The organism is Stenotrophomonas sp. 01N47 (assembly GCF_056399165.1).
In genome coordinates this window covers 95,489-113,382 of record NZ_JBFTQU010000009.1, presented here as the reverse complement: position 1 = coordinate 113,382, position 17,894 = coordinate 95,489, and the positions used below count along the sequence as shown (strand labels likewise).

Annotated in this window: 15 protein-coding genes; 5 read left to right on the top strand and 10 right to left on the bottom strand. The window is 66.9% G+C overall.

The features are described 5' to 3' along the window. Positions 1-4: 4 nt before the first annotated feature. Both AC1DKR_RS16540 and AC1DKR_RS16535 read right to left on the bottom strand, forming a co-directional pair. Positions 5-1,219, bottom strand: a complete 1,215-nt coding sequence (locus AC1DKR_RS16540) for an amidohydrolase family protein (protein WP_478034036.1) — start codon at positions 1,217-1,219, stop codon at positions 5-7. A 53-nt stretch (positions 1,220-1,272) separates the two neighbouring features. Continuing rightward, the gene (locus AC1DKR_RS16535) at positions 1,273-2,682 is read right to left on the bottom strand and encodes an amidohydrolase (RefSeq protein ID WP_478033724.1); all 1,410 of its coding nucleotides are present in this window, start codon (positions 2,680-2,682) and stop codon (positions 1,273-1,275) included. A 153-nt stretch (positions 2,683-2,835) separates the two neighbouring features. Here AC1DKR_RS16535 and AC1DKR_RS16530 point away from each other — a divergent pair, with 153 nt between their 5' ends. Beyond that, positions 2,836-3,612 (top strand): AMP nucleosidase, encoded by a 777-nt coding sequence (locus AC1DKR_RS16530; protein ID WP_230112693.1) that lies wholly within the window; start codon positions 2,836-2,838, stop codon positions 3,610-3,612. A gap of 42 nt (positions 3,613-3,654) precedes the next feature. Next, a complete protein-coding gene (locus AC1DKR_RS16525) occupies positions 3,655-4,194 on the top strand; it encodes a DUF924 family protein (protein ID WP_478033722.1) in 540 nt (179 codons plus the stop codon). A 92-nt stretch (positions 4,195-4,286) separates the two neighbouring features. Here the strand turns inward: AC1DKR_RS16525 and grxD are convergent, their stop codons facing one another. Beyond that, a complete protein-coding gene (gene grxD / locus AC1DKR_RS16520; RefSeq protein WP_025874107.1) occupies positions 4,287-5,213 on the bottom strand; it encodes a Grx4 family monothiol glutaredoxin in 927 nt (308 codons plus the stop codon). A 60-nt stretch (positions 5,214-5,273) separates the two neighbouring features. Here grxD and AC1DKR_RS16515 point away from each other — a divergent pair, with 60 nt between their 5' ends. Beyond that, positions 5,274-6,053: a polysaccharide deacetylase family protein gene (locus AC1DKR_RS16515; protein WP_223496509.1), complete on the top strand. Its 780-nt coding sequence runs from the start codon at positions 5,274-5,276 to the stop codon at positions 6,051-6,053. Between the two features lie 165 nt (positions 6,054-6,218). Here the strand turns inward: AC1DKR_RS16515 and AC1DKR_RS16510 are convergent, their stop codons facing one another. From AC1DKR_RS16510 to AC1DKR_RS16500, 3 genes are read right to left on the bottom strand one after another with little or no spacing between them, the layout of a single operon-like run. Beyond that, the gene (locus tag AC1DKR_RS16510; RefSeq protein ID WP_088100925.1) at positions 6,219-6,950 is read right to left on the bottom strand and encodes a methyltransferase domain-containing protein; all 732 of its coding nucleotides are present in this window, start codon (positions 6,948-6,950) and stop codon (positions 6,219-6,221) included. 4 nt (positions 6,951-6,954) lie between these two features. Continuing rightward, positions 6,955-7,572: an SGNH/GDSL hydrolase family protein gene (locus tag AC1DKR_RS16505; protein ID WP_312112965.1), complete on the bottom strand. Its 618-nt coding sequence runs from the start codon at positions 7,570-7,572 to the stop codon at positions 6,955-6,957. A 3-nt stretch (positions 7,573-7,575) separates the two neighbouring features. Beyond that, positions 7,576-8,850, bottom strand: a complete 1,275-nt coding sequence (locus AC1DKR_RS16500) for a pyridoxal phosphate-dependent aminotransferase (protein WP_025874111.1) — start codon at positions 8,848-8,850, stop codon at positions 7,576-7,578. Between the two features lie 112 nt (positions 8,851-8,962). On the opposite strand from AC1DKR_RS16500, the gene rsgA reads away from it, so the two are divergent. Next, on the top strand, positions 8,963-10,072 hold the full coding sequence (gene rsgA / locus AC1DKR_RS16495; RefSeq protein WP_478033719.1) for a ribosome small subunit-dependent GTPase A: 1,110 nt from the start codon (positions 8,963-8,965) through the stop codon (positions 10,070-10,072). Between the two features lie 156 nt (positions 10,073-10,228). Further along, entirely contained in the window at positions 10,229-11,482 is a 1,254-nt protein-coding gene (locus AC1DKR_RS16490) for a flavohemoglobin expression-modulating QEGLA motif protein (RefSeq protein ID WP_088100922.1), read from the top strand. A 438-nt stretch (positions 11,483-11,920) separates the two neighbouring features. Here AC1DKR_RS16490 and AC1DKR_RS16485 read toward each other — a convergent pair whose 3' ends face one another. From AC1DKR_RS16485 to AC1DKR_RS16470, 4 genes are all read right to left on the bottom strand, one after another. Beyond that, entirely contained in the window at positions 11,921-14,209 is a 2,289-nt protein-coding gene (locus AC1DKR_RS16485; protein ID WP_478033716.1) for a TonB-dependent receptor, read from the bottom strand. 176 nt (positions 14,210-14,385) lie between these two features. Beyond that, the gene (phbB, locus tag AC1DKR_RS16480) at positions 14,386-15,126 is read right to left on the bottom strand and encodes an acetoacetyl-CoA reductase (RefSeq protein WP_353101245.1); all 741 of its coding nucleotides are present in this window, start codon (positions 15,124-15,126) and stop codon (positions 14,386-14,388) included. 25 nt (positions 15,127-15,151) lie between these two features. Beyond that, positions 15,152-16,480, bottom strand: a complete 1,329-nt coding sequence (locus AC1DKR_RS16475; RefSeq protein WP_025874116.1) for a CitMHS family transporter — start codon at positions 16,478-16,480, stop codon at positions 15,152-15,154. 78 nt (positions 16,481-16,558) lie between these two features. Further along, on the bottom strand, positions 16,559-17,695 hold the full coding sequence (locus AC1DKR_RS16470) for an OprO/OprP family phosphate-selective porin (protein WP_447945821.1): 1,137 nt from the start codon (positions 17,693-17,695) through the stop codon (positions 16,559-16,561). Positions 17,696-17,894 lie beyond the last annotated feature (199 nt).

Here is a 17,894-nt window from a genome sequence, read left to right as displayed (position 1 = left end):
ACGGTCAGGGCTGCGCGTTGCGCTGCAGGTAGCGGTCGCGCAGTTCGGTCTGGCGCGAGCGCATCGGCATCGCCCGGCCGCCCAGCCAGACCTGTTCGGCATAGTGCGCCACATCCAGCGGATCGCCTTCCCACAGCACCAGGTCGGCGCGCTTGCCCGGCTCGATGCTGCCGATCTGGTCGGCCACGCCCAGCACCTCGGCCGGTACCCGGGTCAGCCCGGCCAGGCCGTCGGCCCAGGGCAGGCCATTGGCCACCGCGTTGCCGGCCAGCTGGCGCATCTTGCGTGCATTGTGCGAGGCGTCATCGCGCTGGGCGAAGGCCACCGGTACGCCCGCGCGCTGCAGCCGCGCGGCGTTCTCCAGGGTGGCGCCGATCTGGTCGAAGGTCGTCGGCAGGTTGCGCAGCGCGTCGACGAATACCGGCACCTTGGCCGCTGCCAGTTCCGGTGCCAGCTGCCAGGCCTCGGCACCGCCGGCGACGGCGATCTTCACCTTCTCGCGGGCCGCCCAGCGCAGCAGCTGGCGGATGTCGGCTGCACGGTCCACTTCCACCACAATGCGGCCCTGCCCGGACAGATAGCGGGCCAGCGTGCGGCGACCGGCCGGGGTCAGCAGCGCATGCGGCGAATCGGCGGCAACCTGGCCACGCGCTTCATCGACCATCTGCTGCAGCAGCATCCACTGCGCGGCGCGCGATTGACCGGTCAGTTCAGATGCCGCCGCACCCAGGCGCAGGAACAGCGCGCGCGGGCCGATCGGGTCGGCACTGCCATCGAAACGCACCACGCCGCCCTGGCCGGCGACGAAGCCACCGCCGGTGGCCGCGCCCAGCGCAGTGAAGCCGATGCCGTCCAGGCGTGCCACCGGAATCAGCACGGACGCCGGGTTATAGGCCAGTGTCACGTCGAACTCCGGGCGCAGCGGCTGCTCGCCGATCTTCAGTGCGCTGTCGACCGTGCTCGATTCACCGGATACTTCCTCGATGCCGATCTCGGTGATGCCACCGAACAGGGCAGGGGTCAGCATGCGGCCCTTGGCTTCGACCATCGGCACACCGGCCGGTGCGGACAGGCCCCGGCCCACCGCACGGATGATGCCGCCCTGCACCAGCACATCGGCGTCCTCCACGTTGCCACGTGCGCTGGCGGTAGCGACGGTCGCACCGCGCACCAGCAGGTCCTGCGCCTGTGCAGACGGCGCGATGCAGGCCAGCGCCATGACGGCAGCGCCGAGCGTCGCGGCAGATTTCGCCATTGTCTTGAACATGCCCATCAGCGCAGCTCCTGCCCAAGTTGGAAATCAGACCGCGGCGTCGCCGCTGGCGTGCTGCGGTCGTACACACGGCGGCCATCGACGAACACCTGTTCGGCCAGTGCATACGAACTGAAGGGGTTGCCGTTCCAGATCACCACGTCGGCCATCTTTCCGGCCTCCAGCGTGCCGGTCTGTGCTTCGATGCCCAGCGCCTTGGCGGCGTTGGCGGTCATCCAGGTGATCGCGCGTTCCGGTGCGATCTCCGGCATGTGCGCGCGGCGCGCGGCGGCCATCACCTTGGCCGCTTCCTGGTTCAGGCGCTGGATGCCTTCGGGCGAGTCGGAGTGGACGATGGCGCAGCTGTTCTTCGGCCGGTCGACCAGTGCGATGTTCTCGGCGATGCCGTCGAAGGCCTCCATCTTGAAGCCCCACCAGTCGGCCCACAGTGCACCGCACACACCTTCGGCAGCCAGCCGGTCGGCCAGTTTGTAGGCCTCCACGCCATGGTGGAAGGCGGCCACCTTGAAGCCGAATTCCTTGGACAGGTCGAGCATGGTGGCCATTTCATCGGCGCGGTAGCAGTGGATGTGCACGCGGATATCGCCCTGGATCGCACCGGCAAGGGTGTCCAGCTTGAGGTCGCGCTTGCCGCCGGCGTCACCGGCGCTGTCGCCCTTGTCGCTGCCGAACCAGCCCTTGCGCTTGGCCGGCTTTGGCTTGTTCTTGGCGATGTAGTCGGCCGCGTCGATGAAGGCTGCGCGGTAACCGGCCACGTTGCCCATCCGGGTGGCAGGTGCCACGCCCTTGCCGCCACCGTAGACGCGCTTGGGGTTCTCGCCGCAGGCCATCTTCAGGCCCCACGGCGCGCCGGGGAACTTCATCGCCTGGTAGGTGGTGGCAGGCACGTTCTTCAGCGTTACGCCGCGGCCACCAACGAGGTTGGCCGAACCGGGCAGCACCTGCATGCTGGTCACCCCGCCGGCCAGTGCCGCCTGGAAACCGGGATCCTGCGGCCATACCGAATGCTCGGCCCAGACATTGGCGGTGACCGGCGCGGTCATCTCGTTGCCGTCGCTGTGCGCGCTTACGCCGGGGCTGGGATAGACGCCCAGGTGCGAATGCACGTCGATCAGGCCCGGGGTCACCCATTTGCCGTCGGCGTTGATGCGGGTGACGCCAGCGTCGACCTGCAGCGCATCGCCGACGGCGACGATGCGACCATCGCGCAGCAACACATCGGCGTTGTCCAGGCGCTGGCCGGTGCCGGTCAGCACGGTGGCGTTCTGGATCAGCAACGGCCCATCGGGATGCGCCTGGTAGGTACTCGGGTAGGGATCGGCCACGAAGCGCGAAGCGCCCACGGCCGGCGCCGTGCTCAGCGATACCAGCGCCAGACCCAACCCGGCGCGCAACAACGTCGATGTCATGCAGATCCCCTTGGCAGCGTGTTCAACCCACCGACGCTAGCCGGGGACTGGCCTGCTTGCCAAGTGTCCTTTTTCACGGGGCGTCATCTGCCATCTCGACGGCAACGTCCGCCTCCCGGAAAATGGTGCTCCCCACGCCGCACCGGACCGCCCATGAAGAGCAAGCAGGACATCGTCGACAACTGGCTGCCGCGCTATACCGGCGTGCCCCTGGACAAGTTCGGCCAGCACATCCTGCTGACCAACTTCGGGGGTTACCTGCATACGTTCTCCGCGCTGACCGGTGCGCCGGTGATCGGCCTGGACCGGCCCATGGCCAGTGCCACCATCGACGGCATCACCATGATCAACTTCGGCATGGGCAGCCCCAATGCCGCGATCATCATGGATCTGCTGTCGGCGGTGATGCCCAAGGCGGTGCTGTTCCTGGGCAAGTGCGGCGGGCTGAAGCGCAAGAACGAGCTGGGCGACCTGGTGCTGCCGATCGCGGCCATCCGTGGCGAGGGCACCTCGGGCGACTACCTGCCGCCGGAAGTGCCGGCCTTGCCCGCCTTCGCCCTGCAGCGTGCGGTCTCGACCATGATCCGCGACCTTGGCCACGACTACTGGACCGGTACCGTTTACACCACCAACCGCCGGGTATGGGAACACGATGAGGCCTTCAAGGAGCGGCTGCGGGCGATGCGCTGCATGGCCATCGACATGGAAACCGCGACGATCTTCGCTGCCGGCTTCGCCAACCACATCCCCAGTGGCGCCCTGCTGCTGGTTTCAGACCAGCCGATGATCCCGGACGGGGTGAAGACCGAGGCGTCCGACGCCAAGGTCAGCTCGCAGTTCGTGGAAAACCATATCCAGATCGGTATCGAGGCGCTTAAGCTTATCCGGCGCAACGGCAAGTCGGTCCGCCACCTGCGCTTCGACGAATGATGATGATGGCCTGGCGCGGTGCGCCGGCCCTGGGAGTAGGTGATGGACGTTGCCGCGCAAGTGGTGGAATTCTGGAAAGACGCGGGCCCTGAAAAGTGGTTCGCCCGCGATGATGCGTTCGACGCACGGTTCCGTACGCTGTTCGCGGACGAACACCATGCCGCCGCATCGCGCGCGCGCGAGCACTGGCTGAGCAGCGCCGAGGGCGCGCTGGCGTTGATGCTGCTGCTGGACCAGTTCCCACGCAACTGCTTCCGCGGCACGGCCCATTCCTATGCCACCGATGGTCTGGCCCGGCACTACGCCATGCGCGCGATCGAAGAAGGGCTGGACCTGCAGCTGGTACCCAAGCTGCGCGCCTTCATCTACCTGCCGTTCGAGCATTCCGAAGATCCGCTGGACCAGGACCGCTCGGTCGCGATGTTCGACGTGCTGGGTGACAAGGAATACCTGCGGTACGCCGAACTGCACCGCGACATCATCCGCCGCTTCGGCCGGTTCCCGCACCGCAATGCTGTGCTTGGCCGCATTCCGTCGCCGGAAGAACTGGATTACCTGGCCGAAGGCGGTTTTGCCGGATAACCCGGAAGGAGTAGATCCACGCCATGCGTGGATGGATTCAACGGAAAACGCCGGCTTTCGCCGGCGTTTTTGTGGGTTTCAACTGCAGCCGATCAGTACTTCGGCACGCCGTTGTCCACTTCGTCCGACCAGGCATCGATGCCGCCGGTGACGTTGAACACCTTGCTGAAGCCCAGCGCACGGAACTGCTCTGCTGCCTGCGCGCTGCGGCCACCGTGGTGGCACAGGAAGGCCAGGGCGGTGTCCTTGGGCAGGGCTTCCAGCTCGGCGCGGCCATTGCCATCGAAGCTCTTGAACGGCACGCCGACAGCGGCGATGGCGCGTTCTTCGGCCGGGCGCACGTCCACCAGCATCACGTTGCCGGCACGCACCAGGTCGTCGGCATCACGCACGCTGATTTCCTGCACCGGCTTGGGCGCGTTCGGGTTGTCGATTGCCAGGCCCTTGCCACGGATATCGTCGACCCAGTCGATGGTGATGCCATCGGCGCGGCGGGCGCTGGCCAGGTCGAACTGCACGCGCAGGCCATTGGACTCGGCGGCGATCGCGCCTTCATCGTACGGGGCCAGCTGGAAGTTCGGCTGGAAGCGGGCATCGATGCCCAATTGCAGCGACGCACCCGGCGAATCGGCCAGCGCGCCCTTCAGCATTTCCACCGCGGCCGGGGTGACGGTGATGCGCGGCGGGGTGCGGTCCGGTGCAGCCAGGCCCAGCACGCTGCTCAGCTCACCGCTGGCGGCCATCTGCAGCACGATGTCGCTGCCGCCGACCAGTTCGCCGTCGATGTACAGCTGCGGGATGGTCGGCCAGTCGCCATAGGCCTTGATGCCTTCACGGATCTCCGCGTCAGCCAGCACGTTGACGTGGGCGAACTCCACGCCCAGGTCCTGCAGGGCACCCACGGCCTTGGCCGAGAAGCCGCACTGCGGCATCGACGGCTGGCCCTTCATGAACAGCACGACGCGGTTGTCGTTGAGGATGGTTTCGATGCGCGAACGCAGGGCGGGATCGAGGGACATGGCAGTCATGGGTCCGAAGAATTCGAATCATCAATTCTACCCCCCATGGCATCATGGGGCATGACCAACGCAGGAACATTGCATCGCATCCCGACCCGCCCCTGGCGCTGGGTGCCCTGGCTGGTGCTGTCGCAGCTGGCCGTGATCCTGGTCTGGGTGCTGGCGGGCTGGCACTGGGGCCTGGCCCTGATGGTGGCAAGCCACGCGTTGTTCATGGTGCCGGTGTTCCTGCCCAACAGCCGCTTCTACGCGCCGGTGCTGAGCCGGCTGCCCGCGGCCGGCGACAGCGTCTGGCTGACCATCGACGACGGCCCCAGTGAACAGACCCCGGCAGTGCTGGATCTGCTGGACCGGCACCAGGCGAAGGCGACCTTTTTCCTGGTCGGCGAGCGCGTATTGGCGCATCCGGCCCTGGTGGAGGAGATCCTGCGTCGCGGACACGACCTCGGCAACCACAGCCACAGCCATCCACAGGCGCGCTTCTGGCGGCTGGGCCCGGGCACGATGGCGGCGGAGATCGAGGGCTGCCAGCAGGCGCTGCAGGCAGTGAGTGGGCGACCGGTCCGCTGGTACCGCTCGGTGGTGGGCATGACCAACCCGTTCGTGGCGCCGGTACTGCGCAAGCTGGGCCTGGTGCGCGTGGGCTGGAGCGCCCGCGGTTATGACGGCGTCGGCTGCACCCCGGATGGCGTGCTGGCGCGTCTGCTCCCGGACCTGCGCCCGGGCGCGATCGTGCTGCTGCATGAAGGTGCCGCACATGGCCACAACCTGGCCATCATCGAACGGGTGCTGCAGGTGCTGGACGAGCGTGGCCTGAAGGCCGAACTGCCGGCCAGGTGACCGGTAGCGCCGGGCCACGCCCGGCGAGCGCGCAGCGCGGCAAGAGCGAAGCGACCCGCGTTTGCTCTTCGCTTTTCTCCTGTCTTCCGTGGTGGACGCGCCCGTAAACCGTCCGTGCCCATCCGCCCGGGCAGCCCCCGTAGACAGCCGCCCACCACGAGCGGCTCAGCCGTTGGCCGCAGTTCCCGGCCGCTCGGCCACCAGCAACCAGCTGTTGAACGGCGTGCGCCCATGCAGCGGACGCAACGGAGCCACCTGCATGCCGGCAGCCGCCAGCGTGGCCTGCAGCCGCTGCGGATCCGGGTAGTGACGCGGTCGCGTGCCCATCCAGCCGACCAGCCAGGCCAATCGGTCAGCCACCCGCGTGGTGCGGTCGCGGCGGTCGCCGGTCGCCAGCGGCGTGCGCAGCAGCAGGCGGCCACCGGGCGCGACCCGCGCGCTCACCGCGCGCAGCAGCTCCAGTTGCGGTGCTTCGTCCAGGTACTGCAGCACATCCAGCAGCAGCACATGCCCACCATGCACCGGCAACGGCGCCTGCACATCCAGACAGTCGAACCGTACGTTGGCCAGGCCGCTGCCGGCGCGCTGCGCACGGGCGATCTTGTCGCTGTCCACGTCCACCCCGAGGTACCCCTGCTGGCGGCCACGCTGGCGCAGCACGTGCGCGAACAGGCCCAGCCCGCAGCCCAGGTCGAGCACCGGCTGGCCGTCATCGGGAAGGTGCTGCAGCACGCCGTCATACAGCGGGTCGCTGCCCAGCTTGCCGCGTGTGTAGTAGTAATCGCGGCGGCTGCCCCAGGCCTGCATCGGCCGGAAGGACTCGGCGATCAGGCGCGCCTGCCCGGCATCAAGCGGCGAACAGGGCAGGGGCGTGCCGTTCCGTGGCGTGCCGTCCATCGTCTCAGTCCGTCCTGCCCAGCAGGTGTGCGGCCACCGGCAGCGCACGCGCGCTCCACAGCGCGTACATCCGTGCGGACGGGTGCAGGCCATCCTCGGCAATCATTGCCGGGTCAGCGCCGGTGTCGCGGCTGATATCGGTGATGTCGACGAAGGCCACGCCCTGCTGGGTGCTGATCACCTCGGCGGCAGCGTTGAACTCGTCGGTTTCCAGTTCGATCTGGCCCAGGTCGCGACCGCTGCCTGCACCGTACGGCGTAGTGCCCCAGTCCGGGAAGGACAGCACCAGGACCCGGTCCGCACGGCCGCCGGCAAAACCAATCGCGCGCTGCAGCAGGGCCTGGAACTGCACCTGGTACTCGTCCAGCGGACGCCCGCGATACTGGTTGTTGACGCCGATCAGCAGGCTGACGAAGTCGAACGGCCCTTGCGGCGCAACTTCGTCGATGCCGGCGTCGAGCTCGTCGGTGGTCCAGCCGGTGGTGGCGATGGTCTGCGGATCGCCCAGCGCGACGCCCTGCGCGCGCAGGGCGGCGGCGAGCTGATGCGGCCAGCGGCCGTCGACCGCGACCGCTTCACCGATGGTGTAGGAATCGCCCAGGGCCAGATACGTAAAGCCCATCGATCAAGCCACCGACCGGCGGGGCTTCAGCGGCACCACCTTGGTGGCATCTTCGGCACGGCGGGCGAGGGCGCGGTCGATACGGGCGAACACGTCGCGCATCACCGACGCCTCCGGCAGCAGGGTCACGCGGAAGTGGTGGCGGTAAGGCACGTTGAAGCTTGAGCCCGGCACCACCAGCACGCCGTCGTTGTTCATCAGGTCCAGCGCGAAATTATGATCGTCAAAGCCCTTGGCAGCGGCACCGACCACGGCCGGGAACGCGTACAGCGCGCCGGCGGGGGCAACCAGTGACAGGTGTTCGCTGGCCTCGCAGGCTTCAATCACTGCACGACGGGTTTCATACAGGCGGCCACCCGGTGCGCACAGCTCCGAAATGGTGTCCGGACCGTTCACTGCGGCGTCGATGGCGTACTGGCCCGGCACGTTGGCGCACAGGCGCAGCGCGCCCAGCAGGTCCAGCGCGGCGCGGAAGTCGCCCAGCCGTGCGTCGTCGCCGCTGAGGTGTGCCCAGCCCACCCGCCAGCCGCAGGCGCGGTGCACCTTGCTCAGGCCGCCGAAGGTCAGGCAGGGATGGTCACCGGCCAGCGGTGCGACCGGCTGGAACACCGCGTCGTCGTACAGGATCTGGTCGTAGATCTCATCGACCAGCAGCAGCAGGTTGTGGCGGCGCGCGATCTCGACCACCTGCTCCAGCAGCTCGCGCGGGTAGCTGGCGCCGCTGGGATTGTTCGGGTTGATCAGCACGATGGCGCGGGTGCGCGAGGACACCAGCGTCTCGATCTCGCTCGGGTCCGGCTGGAAGCCGTTCTCGGCGGCGCAGCGGTAGTAGACCGGGCGGCCGTCGTTGAGGATGGTCGAGGCCGACCACAGCGGATAGTCCGGCGAGGGCACCAGCACTTCGTCGCCCGGGTTGAGCAGCGCACGCAGCGACAGGTCGATCAGCTCGCTGACGCCGTTGCCGACGAACACGCGGTCCGGGTGGGCATCCGGTGCGCCACGGCGGGCGTACGCGGCGGCGATGGCTTCGCGGGCGACCGGCAGGCCCTGCTGATGGGTGTAGGGATCGGTGCGGCCCATGTCATCGGCGATCGCGCGCTGCAGGTGTTCCGGTGCACGGAAGCCGAAAGCGCCGGGATTGCCGATGTTGAGCTTGATCAGCTTGTGGCCCTGCGCTTCCAGCTCCCGGGCTCGCCGTGCCAGTTCTCCGCGGATTTCGTAGCGCACTTCGGAAAGGCGCTCGCGGATGACCAGGGGTTTGGGCGAGGGAGTGGACATGGGCGGTGGGCCGCAAAAGGCATGGGGCTTCCATGGTAGCGGAATTGCTGCAGCGCATGGCAAGGGCCGCAGGGCCCGCCAACATTGGGCTGGGCGGCACCACACAGGTAGAATGGCGGCGATGACCCAGACCCCCGATTTCACCGCTCTGCAGACCATTGGCTGGCCCTGGCCGGGCCCGCCGCAGCAGGCCGACTGGCAGGCCGTGATGGCCGCACACCAGCAGGCCCACCCGGCGCGGGTGATCGAGCAGCATCGCACCCACTATGTGGTGGCTGATGGCCCGGAGGCATCGATCAAGGCCGAATCGCTGCCGGAGTGGCAGCGCCCGCGCTTCCCCAGCCACGAACGGCCGGCGGTGGGCGACTGGGTGCTGCTGGATGGCATCCGCATCGTTGCCCTGTTGCCGCGACGTACCGCGATCAAGCGTGGCGCCGCCGGTGAGCATTACCACCAGCAGGTGATCGCGGCCAACATCGATACCGTCTTCATCGTCTGTGGCCTGGACGCGGACTTCAATCCGCGCCGTATTGAACGCTACCTGCTGCTGGTGGGCGGTGGCGGTGCCGAACCGGTGGTGGTGCTGACCAAGGCCGACCAGACCGAGTACAGCGACGACGCGCTGGCGGTGCTGGAAGAACTGGAGATGCAGGGCATCGCCCTGCATGCGATCAATGGCCTGGATGCCGACAGTGTTGCAGTGCTGGAGCCGTGGCTGGGTCCCGGCCGGACGGTGGTGCTGGTGGGCTCGTCGGGTGCGGGCAAGTCGACGCTGACCAACACGCTGCTGGGCGAGCAGCGGATGAAGACCAATACGGTGCGCGCCAACGATTCGCGCGGCCGCCATACCACCACCCACCGCGCACTGATGCCACTGCCGATGGGCGCCTGCCTGATCGATACGCCGGGCATGCGCGAACTGAAGCCGACCGGCGAAGAGACGCTGGCCGAAGGTGGCTTCGCCGATATCGAAGCGCTGGCCGCGCAGTGCCGCTTCCGCGACTGCATGCACCAGCAGGAACCCGGCTGTGCCGTGCGTGCGGCGATCGATGCCGGCGAGATCGAAGAGAGCCGGCTGCAGAACTACTTCAAGTTGAAGGAAGAAGTGGCCGCCGCCGCCGCGAAGCTGGCCGTGCGCCAGGCCGAGACCGCGCAGGAACGCGGTGGCAGGAAGGGCAAGAGCCAGCAGTTCCGCCCGGCGGGCAAACCGCGCAGGCGCTAAGGCTGGAGAATGGTGGCTGCCAACCTTGGTTGGCACTGTCACGGCAGGGGCAGTCCAGTAGATCCACGCCATGCGTGGATGCTTTCCGCGCATGCTTATCTGTGCCAACCAAGGTTGGCACCTACCAACGCGCGGGCAGGGCGTTATAGTCCGCCCATGGAACCGACCGCGACGCTGGACCGTGACGTGGCCCACCATGCAGCGCTCGATGCGCGCCTGGTCGAGGCCGTAGGAGGCATCCGCCTGCTGGGCCTGACCAGCTGGCCGGCGACACTGCAGGCACCCTTCCTGGACAGCGTGGCCCGTGGCCAGCCGACGCTGCCGGTGGTCGACTACCCGAAGCTGGATTTCAGCGACGAGCGTCGCGCGCTGGCCGCGCTCGCTGCCGAGTGTGACGAAAACCATCCGCTGGGCCATTACGTGCAGCAGTCCGCGCAGAGCTGGGATCTGGCAGCGCAGCTGCTGGAAGGCCTCGGTACCGCGGCCGTGGATGCCTGTTCGATGCAGTTGTTCGGGTCGCCCGAGCAGCCTTTGCCGGGCAACGGACCGAGCACGCGCGATGCGGCGCGCCACTTCATCCAGATTGCCGCCGAACTGGATCACGAACTGCTGGCACCGGAAGAGCAGGTGCCGGTATCGGCGATCGCGTTGCAGCTGCAGCTGCAGAATGACCTCGACGCGTTCTTCGAATCACGCATCATCCAGGTGCAGCTGGACCCGGAGCTGGTTTCCAAGGCGGCTGCCGGACCGACCCGCATCCGCCTGCGCACCAGCGCGCGTTTCAGCGCTTACGATCGCGCGCAGTTGTTCCATCATGAAGCGCTGGTGCATTCGCTGACGGCGTTGAACGGTCGCGCGCAGCCGGTGCTGCCGAGCCTGGCACTGTCCTCGCCACGGGTGACGGCCACCCAGGAAGGACTGGCGACGTTTGCCGAGCAGATCACTGGCAGCATCGACATCGAGCGCCTGAAGCGCATCAGCCTGCGTACCGAGGCGATCGCGATGGCGCGCGAAGGTGCGGACTTCATCGAGGTGTTCCGCTACTTCTGCGACGCCGGGCAGAACCCGGAAGAGAGCTTCGCCTCTGCGCAGCGGGTATTCCGCGGTGTGCCGCCGAGTGGGGGCCTGGCCTTCACCAAGGACACGGTGTACCTGCGCGGTCTGGTGTCGGTGCATACCTTCTTCCGCCACATGCTGGCCGAGGATCGCCTGCAGGTCTGCCGCTGGTTGTTCGCCGGCAAGATGAGCCTGACCGATGCGATCGCGTTCGCCCCGCTGTTCGAATCGGGCGTGCTGAAGCCACCGCGCTGGCTGCCGCACTGGATGAGCCGGGCCAATGGCCTGGCCGGCATGCTGGCGTTCTCGCTGTTCGCCAACCGCATCCGGATGGACCAGCTGGCGCCGGAATGAAATGCGTTGGCGTCTTGTGGCGTCTTGATTGATATTGGGGAGAGCGGGGGGCTTACGCTGGCCAGGACACGCCGCAAGTACGTCCCTGTAGGCTCGGCCACGGCATCCATGCCGTGGACGGTCCTGGCCAGCGCAAGCCCCCCGCTCCAGACAATTTCCTGCGAGACGGCCAGCAATCCACCAGAGGGATTGCGCTTGAAGAGCTTTAAAAGCAAAGAGCCGGGCACTGCCCGGCTCTTTGCTTCTGCTCTTGCTTTCCATTGCCTCCGCGCCGGCGCGGGGAACTGTCCAGCGCGGGTAGGCAGGCCCATGCAGGACCGTTGGCGCCATGGATGGCGCCATCGAGCCCCCAGGGACGGGTTTACGGCGTGTCCTGCATGGGCCTGCCTACCCACGCCATGCAGGAACAATCAACGCGCCGCAGCGCCCGCTTTCGACTTAGAACTCCGCCGCCACCGTCATGAACACCTGCCGCGGCGCACTCGCATGGATCGCATACCGCGTGCCCTTCGGATCGGTCGGTGCGAACGAGCTCAGCTGACCCGCATAGCGCTTGTTGGTCAGGTTGGTCGCGTTCAACGACACCCGCACGTTGCGCAGGCCCATGCCCGGGCCGAAGTCGTAGCCGGCGCCGGCATCGAAGGTGGTCACGCCCGGCACCGACTGGTCGTTGGTGTAGGTGTAGTAACGCTTGCCGGTGTACTTGGCGCGCAGGCTGGCGAAGAAGCCATCGCGGTTCCAGCTGATCTCGCTGGACGCCATGCGCTGCGGCGTATCCACGGTGATCTTGCCGGCCACCGGCACGATCGCACCGCCCGAGGTGTAGTCATCCTCGTAGGTGGTCTTGTTCCAGGACAGCGCGTTGTACCACTGCAGGCCATCGACCGGCTTGAGGATGAAGGTCAGCTCGGCACCATGGCTCTTCACCGAACCGACGTTGATGAAGCGCGTCACGCACTCCGGACGCGTGCCTACCTCGATGCTCGAGCACGGGTTCAACGACAGCAGACGGTTGTCGAACTTCACGTTGTAGGCCGCGATCGACGCCTGGTATTTCTCGCCGAAGGTACGGAAACCAGCTTCCAGGCTCTTGGACTTCTCCGGCTCCAGGCCGGCGCTGGCCGCGAACGATTCCGGCGACACCTGCAGCGGGCCACCGCTGCCGCCGCCGACGAAGGCTGCGATGTTTTCGGCGTACGAGGCGAACACTTCATTGTTGGCATTGAGCTTGAAGCCCACGCCCAGCTGCGGCAGTACCGATTCCTTGGCGGTCAGCGTACCCGAGGCGATGCTGGTTTCCACGCCCGGCTGGGCCTTGGCAGTCATGCGCGTGTTGGGGCTCTTGATGCCCACGTCCACGGTCAGGCGCTGGTCGAGGAAGCGCATGCGGTCCTGCACATAGAACTGGCGGGTACGGATGTCGAAGTCCTGGTTGAACAGGCGACGGTCCGGATTCTGCAGGTACAGGTCGTCCAGGAACGGGCCGCTGATGTAGTAGAAGTTGCGCGAGACGTTATGGTCGTTCTGCTCGTACCACACGCCGGCTTCCAGTTCGTGGATGCCCAGCATCCACGACAGCGCAGCGGTCACGCCATCGCGGTTGATGGTGTAGTTGGTGCTGCGGATCGAGATCGGCAGCATCTTGTCCGTGCCCGGGTAGGACGGCTGGCCCGGTGCCCACCAGTGGCCCTGGCCACGGTTTTCGTGGTGGTAGCCCAGCAGCTTCAGGCGGCCCTGCTCACCCAGGCGGATGTCGGCGTCGATCGAATACAGGTTGTCGTCGCGCAGCGCACGGCTCTGGTAGTAGGCATCGTCGATGCTGTTGACGCCGCCGCTGAACGCACAGTGTGCCTTGTTGTAGGTGCCCGGTGCGCAGTATGCAGCCGCGACCGCGCGGTCCCAGTCCGGTGCATAGATGTTCCAGTCATAACCCAGGCCGCGCGCCAGCATGTCCTTGGACAGGTAGGCATAGTTGGCCTGGCTGGCGCGCGAGGTGGCGACGAAGGCACCGAAGCGGTTGTCGCCCACGTTCCATACCGCCTTGGCATTGAACTGGCGGGTGGTCTGGTTCTGGTATGGCGCGGCCCACATGTCCTGGTCCTGGTGCACGCCGGACACGTAGGCCGAGAAGCCGTTGATGTCACCAGTGTCCACCCGCAGGTAGCCGCGGCGCTGGTTGTCATCACCCACGGTGATGCTGGCGCGGCCGCCGAATTCGGTGGACGGATCCATCGAGAAGTACTGGATGGTGCCGCCAAGGTTGCTGGTCGAGGCCACGCCCAGCGAGCCGATGCCCTGTGACAGCTCGGCACCGGCCAGGTTCTCGGCAATCAGCGCACGGGCGATGCTCAGGCCGTTGTAGTTGCCGTAGCTGTTGTCGCCCAGCGGGATGCCGTCCAGCGTGTAACCCAGGCGGCTCTTGTCGAAGCCGCGCAGGCTGATGGTCTGCGATTCTTCATTCGCACCGAAGGCATCGTTGGACTGCACCGACACGCCCGGCAGGCGGTCGAGGATCTTCTGGCCGCTGGTACCCGGCGGCAGCACCTGCTTGTCGACGGTGGTGATGCGCTGCACCTGGCGGGTCTCGCCCTGGCCGATGACCGAGACGGTATCCAGCGTCTGCGCGCTCAGCGCGGTATCGGCGGTGGCGTCGGTGGCTTCAGCGGCGTGGACGCTGGCGGCGGAAAGCGCGATCGCCACGGCGATCGTCAGATATCGGGTCTGCATGATGGTCCATTGCATGGGGGGTGATCACCGGCCCGGGGCGCGGTGCATGGCCACTATGCGAAGGGAACATGAAACCTTGTTTACGAAAAACCAACGAACGGCATTGCGGGGGAATCCGCGCAGGGCGTGAATCTACCGGGGGAGGGGAGTAGATCCACGCCATGCGTGGAGAAGGGCTACCCCATGTACAGGCCGCCGTTGACCGGATAGTCCGCACCGGTCACGTAGGAGGCTTCATCAGAGGCCAGCCAGGCACACAGGCCGGCCACTTCTTCCGGGCGACCCAGGCGCCGCACCGGCACCGACGCGGCCAGCCGGTCCAGCACGTCCGGCGGGAAGCTGCTGATCGCCTGGCTGGCGATGTAACCGGGCGACAAGGTATTCACGGTGACCCCGCGCGAGGCGACTTCAGCCGCCAACGCGCGGCTGAAACCGTGCATCGCCGCCTTGGCCGTCGCGTAGTTCACCTGGCCGATCTGGCCCTTGTGGGCGCTGACCGAACCGATGTTGATGATGCGGCCCCAGCCACGCGTGGCCATGCCATCGACCACCTGCTTGGTCAGGTTGAACAGCGAGTTGAGGTTGGAGGCGATCACCGCATTCCAGTCCTCCACCGTCATCTGCCGGAACAGCAGGTCGCGGCTGCCGCCGGAATTGTTGACCAGCACGTCGACTTCGCCGACCTCGGCACGAACCTTGCCAAAGGCCGCCGTAGTCGACGCCCAATCGGTCGCGTTGCCTTCGGAGGCGATGAAATCAAAGCCCTGTTCGCGCTGCTCGCGCAGCCAGTTGGCCTTGCGCGGCGAGTTGGGTGCGCAGCCGGCGACCACGGTATGGCCGGAACGGGCCAGGCTCTGGCAGATGGCAGTGCCGACACTGCCCATCCCGCTGGTGACGTAGGCGATGCGAAGAGTCATTGCAGAACGCTCCTTGGTAAGGAAATCAGGCCGTGAAGGGATAGAGCCCGAACAACAGGCCGCCGATCATCAGCAGCAGCGAAATGGCGATCGCCCACTTCAGGGTGAATTTCTGGTGGTCGGCGAATTCAACCTTGGCCAGCCCCACCAGCAGATAGGTGGAAGGCACCAGCGGGCTGAGCAGGTGCACCGGCTGCCCGGCCAGCGACGCGCGGGCCATTTCCACCGGGGTGATGCCGTAGTTGCCGGCCGCCTCGGACAGGATCGGCAGCACGCCGAAGTAGAACGCGTCGTTGGACATGAAGAAGGTGAACGGCATCGAGGCCACGGCGGTGATCACCGCCAGGTACGGGCCCCAGCTGTCTGGGATGATCGCCAGGAAGCTGTGCGACATCGCCTCGACCATGCCGGTGTTGTTGAGGATGCCGGTGAAGATGCCTGCGGCGAAGATCAGCGCCACCACCGACAACACGCTGCCGGCATGGCTGACCACGCGGCGGCGCTGTTCGGCCAGGTTCGGGTAGTTGATCACCAGCGCGATGGCGAAGCCGATCATGAACAGCACCGGCATCGGCAGCACACCGATGATGAGGGCGCTCATCAGCGCCAGGGTCAGCACCAGGTTCACCCACAGCAGCTTGGGGCGCTTGGTGTCTTCGGCGTCTTCCACGGTCGGCAGCGTGTTGCCGTCGTCGGACACGCTGTTGTCCATCCAGCTGCCGCCCTTGGGCAGGGTCACCACGCCCAGGCGACGACGCTCCTTCAGGCCCAGGTACCAGGCCAGCAGCAGCACGCCAGCGCAGGCGATCACCATCGACGGAATCAGTGGCACGAACACATCGGCCGGGTCCACGTGCAAGGCGGTGGCCGCGCGCGCGGTCGGGCCACCCCACGGGGTCAGGTTCATCACGCCACCGGCGAGAATGGTCACGCAGGTCATGTTCAGCGCGTTCATGCCAAGCCGCTGGTACAGCGGCAGCATCGCCGAGACGGTGATCATGTAGGTGGTCGAGCCATCGCCGTCGAGCGAGATCAGCATCGCCAATACGGCGGTGCCGAGCACGATCTTCATCGGGTCGCCCTTGACGAAGCGCAGGATGATCCGCACCAGCGGATCGAACAGGCCCGCATCGATCATCACGCCGAAGTAGAGGATGGCGAACATCAGCATCACGCCGGTCGGCGCGATCTTCTTGATGCCTTCCAGCATCATCTCGTCGATGCCGGCGGCGAAGCCACCGATCAGGGCGAAGATGATGGGAATGGTGATCAGGGCAACGAGCGGCGACAGTCGTTTGCTCATGATCAAGTACATGAACGTAATGACCATGCCAAAGCCGAGGATGCTCAGCATCATCTGCGGACTCCTAGAGGAAACAGGGCGTGGAACGTGGAGGGGGCCCGGGAGCGTGCGCGCCCGGGGGAAAACGCGTTAGAAGTCGAACTGCAGGCGCCCGGTGACCGCGCGCGTGCGATCCACCGTGGTGCCAGCGAGGCGGTCGCGGTTGCGGCTTTCGATCACGTTGAGCATGAAGCGCAGGTTGTCGCGCAGGTACCAGTTGCCGCCCAGCGTCCAGCCTTCGGTACTGCCACGGCGCAGGTCCGGCGCACCATCAAGGTGCTGCGCGCCCCACATCTGGTCGTAGCGCAGGGCCACTTCGAAGGCACCGGCCTTGTGGCGGATGTTCTTGACCCGGGCGAAGCGGCCGGTCTTGCGGTCGTAGGCGCGGCTTTCGCCGGTAACGAACCAGCTGAGCATGCCGTAGGCGGCCATCACGTCGCCGCGCTGGGCGCCATCATCGAAGGTGGCACCGCTGAACTCACCCTGCCATGACAGCGGGCCGCGCACCTGCGCATATTCCAGCGACCACTTGTTGACGTCGGTATCGCGGCCAGCGGAGAAGTCGACCAGGGTCAGGCGGCTTTCGTCGGACAGATGGCCGGCCGGACGCGGACGGATCTTCAGGCCCGGGGTGCCGTTGCCGCCCGGGTTGTCATAGGCCTCGCGGGCCAGCGACAGGCCCAGGTGCAGCACGTCGCCCTCGCTGGGTGACGGCGCCCAGGTGACGCGTCCACCCGCAGCGCGGCCCTTGACCTGCCAGGCATCGATGCTCTCCAGGCTGTACACGCTGGCCGCCCAGGTGAAATCGCCCGGATTGGCCTGCCAGGAGGCGCCCAGCCGGTACAGCGGTGCCAGCGTGGTGCCGGCGTTGCCGCGCTCCAGGAAGCTGCCGTAGTTGGAACCGGTGCGGTCGTCCAGCGAGAAGTACTGCTTGAACTGGCCCACGGTGAGGCGGCCGGCATCGCCGAAGCTGCGGCTCAGGTAGACGTCTTTGGCCTCGACACGGTCGCCGGAGAAATCGGCTTCCAGCTTGTAGTCGACCACGAAGAACTTGCCGGAAACGTCAACCCAGGCGCGGCGGATCTCGGTGTCGTCCTTGTTCGGCGTACCCCGGTTGTCGTTGTCGAAGGTGGCGAAGTCCAGGTGCAGGCGGCCGCCCACAGTGGCGGTCACTGGACGTTCGTCTTCGGCGAAGACCGGCGCGGCCAGCGCAGCCAGGGCCATCATGGCGGCAGGACGCCGCCAGGCAATGCTCAATTCCACAAACCCTCCCAGGTGCACGCCAGGCGCGCGGCAATCGTGGGCACCGGACGGTGCGCGGCCGCAGTCTGTGTCGCGCAAGCTGTCATCGTCCTGTCAGCGGTTTGTGCGGTGCAGCGTAAAGGCCGCCGGGCATGGGCCCGACGGGCAGGTCCGGCGCCATGCG

Coding starts and splice junctions, on each gene's coding strand:
- AC1DKR_RS16490 (WP_088100922.1), top strand. CDS start 10,229: ATGGAACCGACCGCGACGCTGGACCGTGACGTGGCCCACCATGCAGCG.
- AC1DKR_RS16475 (WP_025874116.1), bottom strand. CDS start 16,480: ATGCTGAGCATCCTCGGCTTTGGCATGGTCATTACGTTCATGTACTTG.
- phbB (WP_353101245.1), bottom strand. CDS start 15,126: ATGACTCTTCGCATCGCCTACGTCACCAGCGGGATGGGCAGTGTCGGC.
- AC1DKR_RS16485 (WP_478033716.1), bottom strand. CDS start 14,209: ATGCAGACCCGATATCTGACGATCGCCGTGGCGATCGCGCTTTCCGCC.
- AC1DKR_RS16500 (WP_025874111.1), bottom strand. CDS start 8,850: ATGTCCACTCCCTCGCCCAAACCCCTGGTCATCCGCGAGCGCCTTTCC.
- AC1DKR_RS16470 (WP_447945821.1), bottom strand. CDS start 17,695: ATGATGGCCCTGGCTGCGCTGGCCGCGCCGGTCTTCGCCGAAGACGAA.
- AC1DKR_RS16515 (WP_223496509.1), top strand. CDS start 5,274: ATGACCAACGCAGGAACATTGCATCGCATCCCGACCCGCCCCTGGCGC.
- AC1DKR_RS16540 (WP_478034036.1), bottom strand. CDS start 1,219: ATGGCGCTGGCCTGCATCGCGCCGTCTGCACAGGCGCAGGACCTGCTG.
- AC1DKR_RS16535 (WP_478033724.1), bottom strand. CDS start 2,682: ATGACATCGACGTTGTTGCGCGCCGGGTTGGGTCTGGCGCTGGTATCG.
- rsgA (WP_478033719.1), top strand. CDS start 8,963: ATGGCGGCGATGACCCAGACCCCCGATTTCACCGCTCTGCAGACCATT.
- AC1DKR_RS16505 (WP_312112965.1), bottom strand. CDS start 7,572: ATGGGCTTTACGTATCTGGCCCTGGGCGATTCCTACACCATCGGTGAA.
- AC1DKR_RS16525 (WP_478033722.1), top strand. CDS start 3,655: ATGGACGTTGCCGCGCAAGTGGTGGAATTCTGGAAAGACGCGGGCCCT.
- grxD (WP_025874107.1), bottom strand. CDS start 5,213: ATGTCCCTCGATCCCGCCCTGCGTTCGCGCATCGAAACCATCCTCAAC.
- AC1DKR_RS16530 (WP_230112693.1), top strand. CDS start 2,836: ATGAAGAGCAAGCAGGACATCGTCGACAACTGGCTGCCGCGCTATACC.
- AC1DKR_RS16510 (WP_088100925.1), bottom strand. CDS start 6,950: ATGGACGGCACGCCACGGAACGGCACGCCCCTGCCCTGTTCGCCGCTT.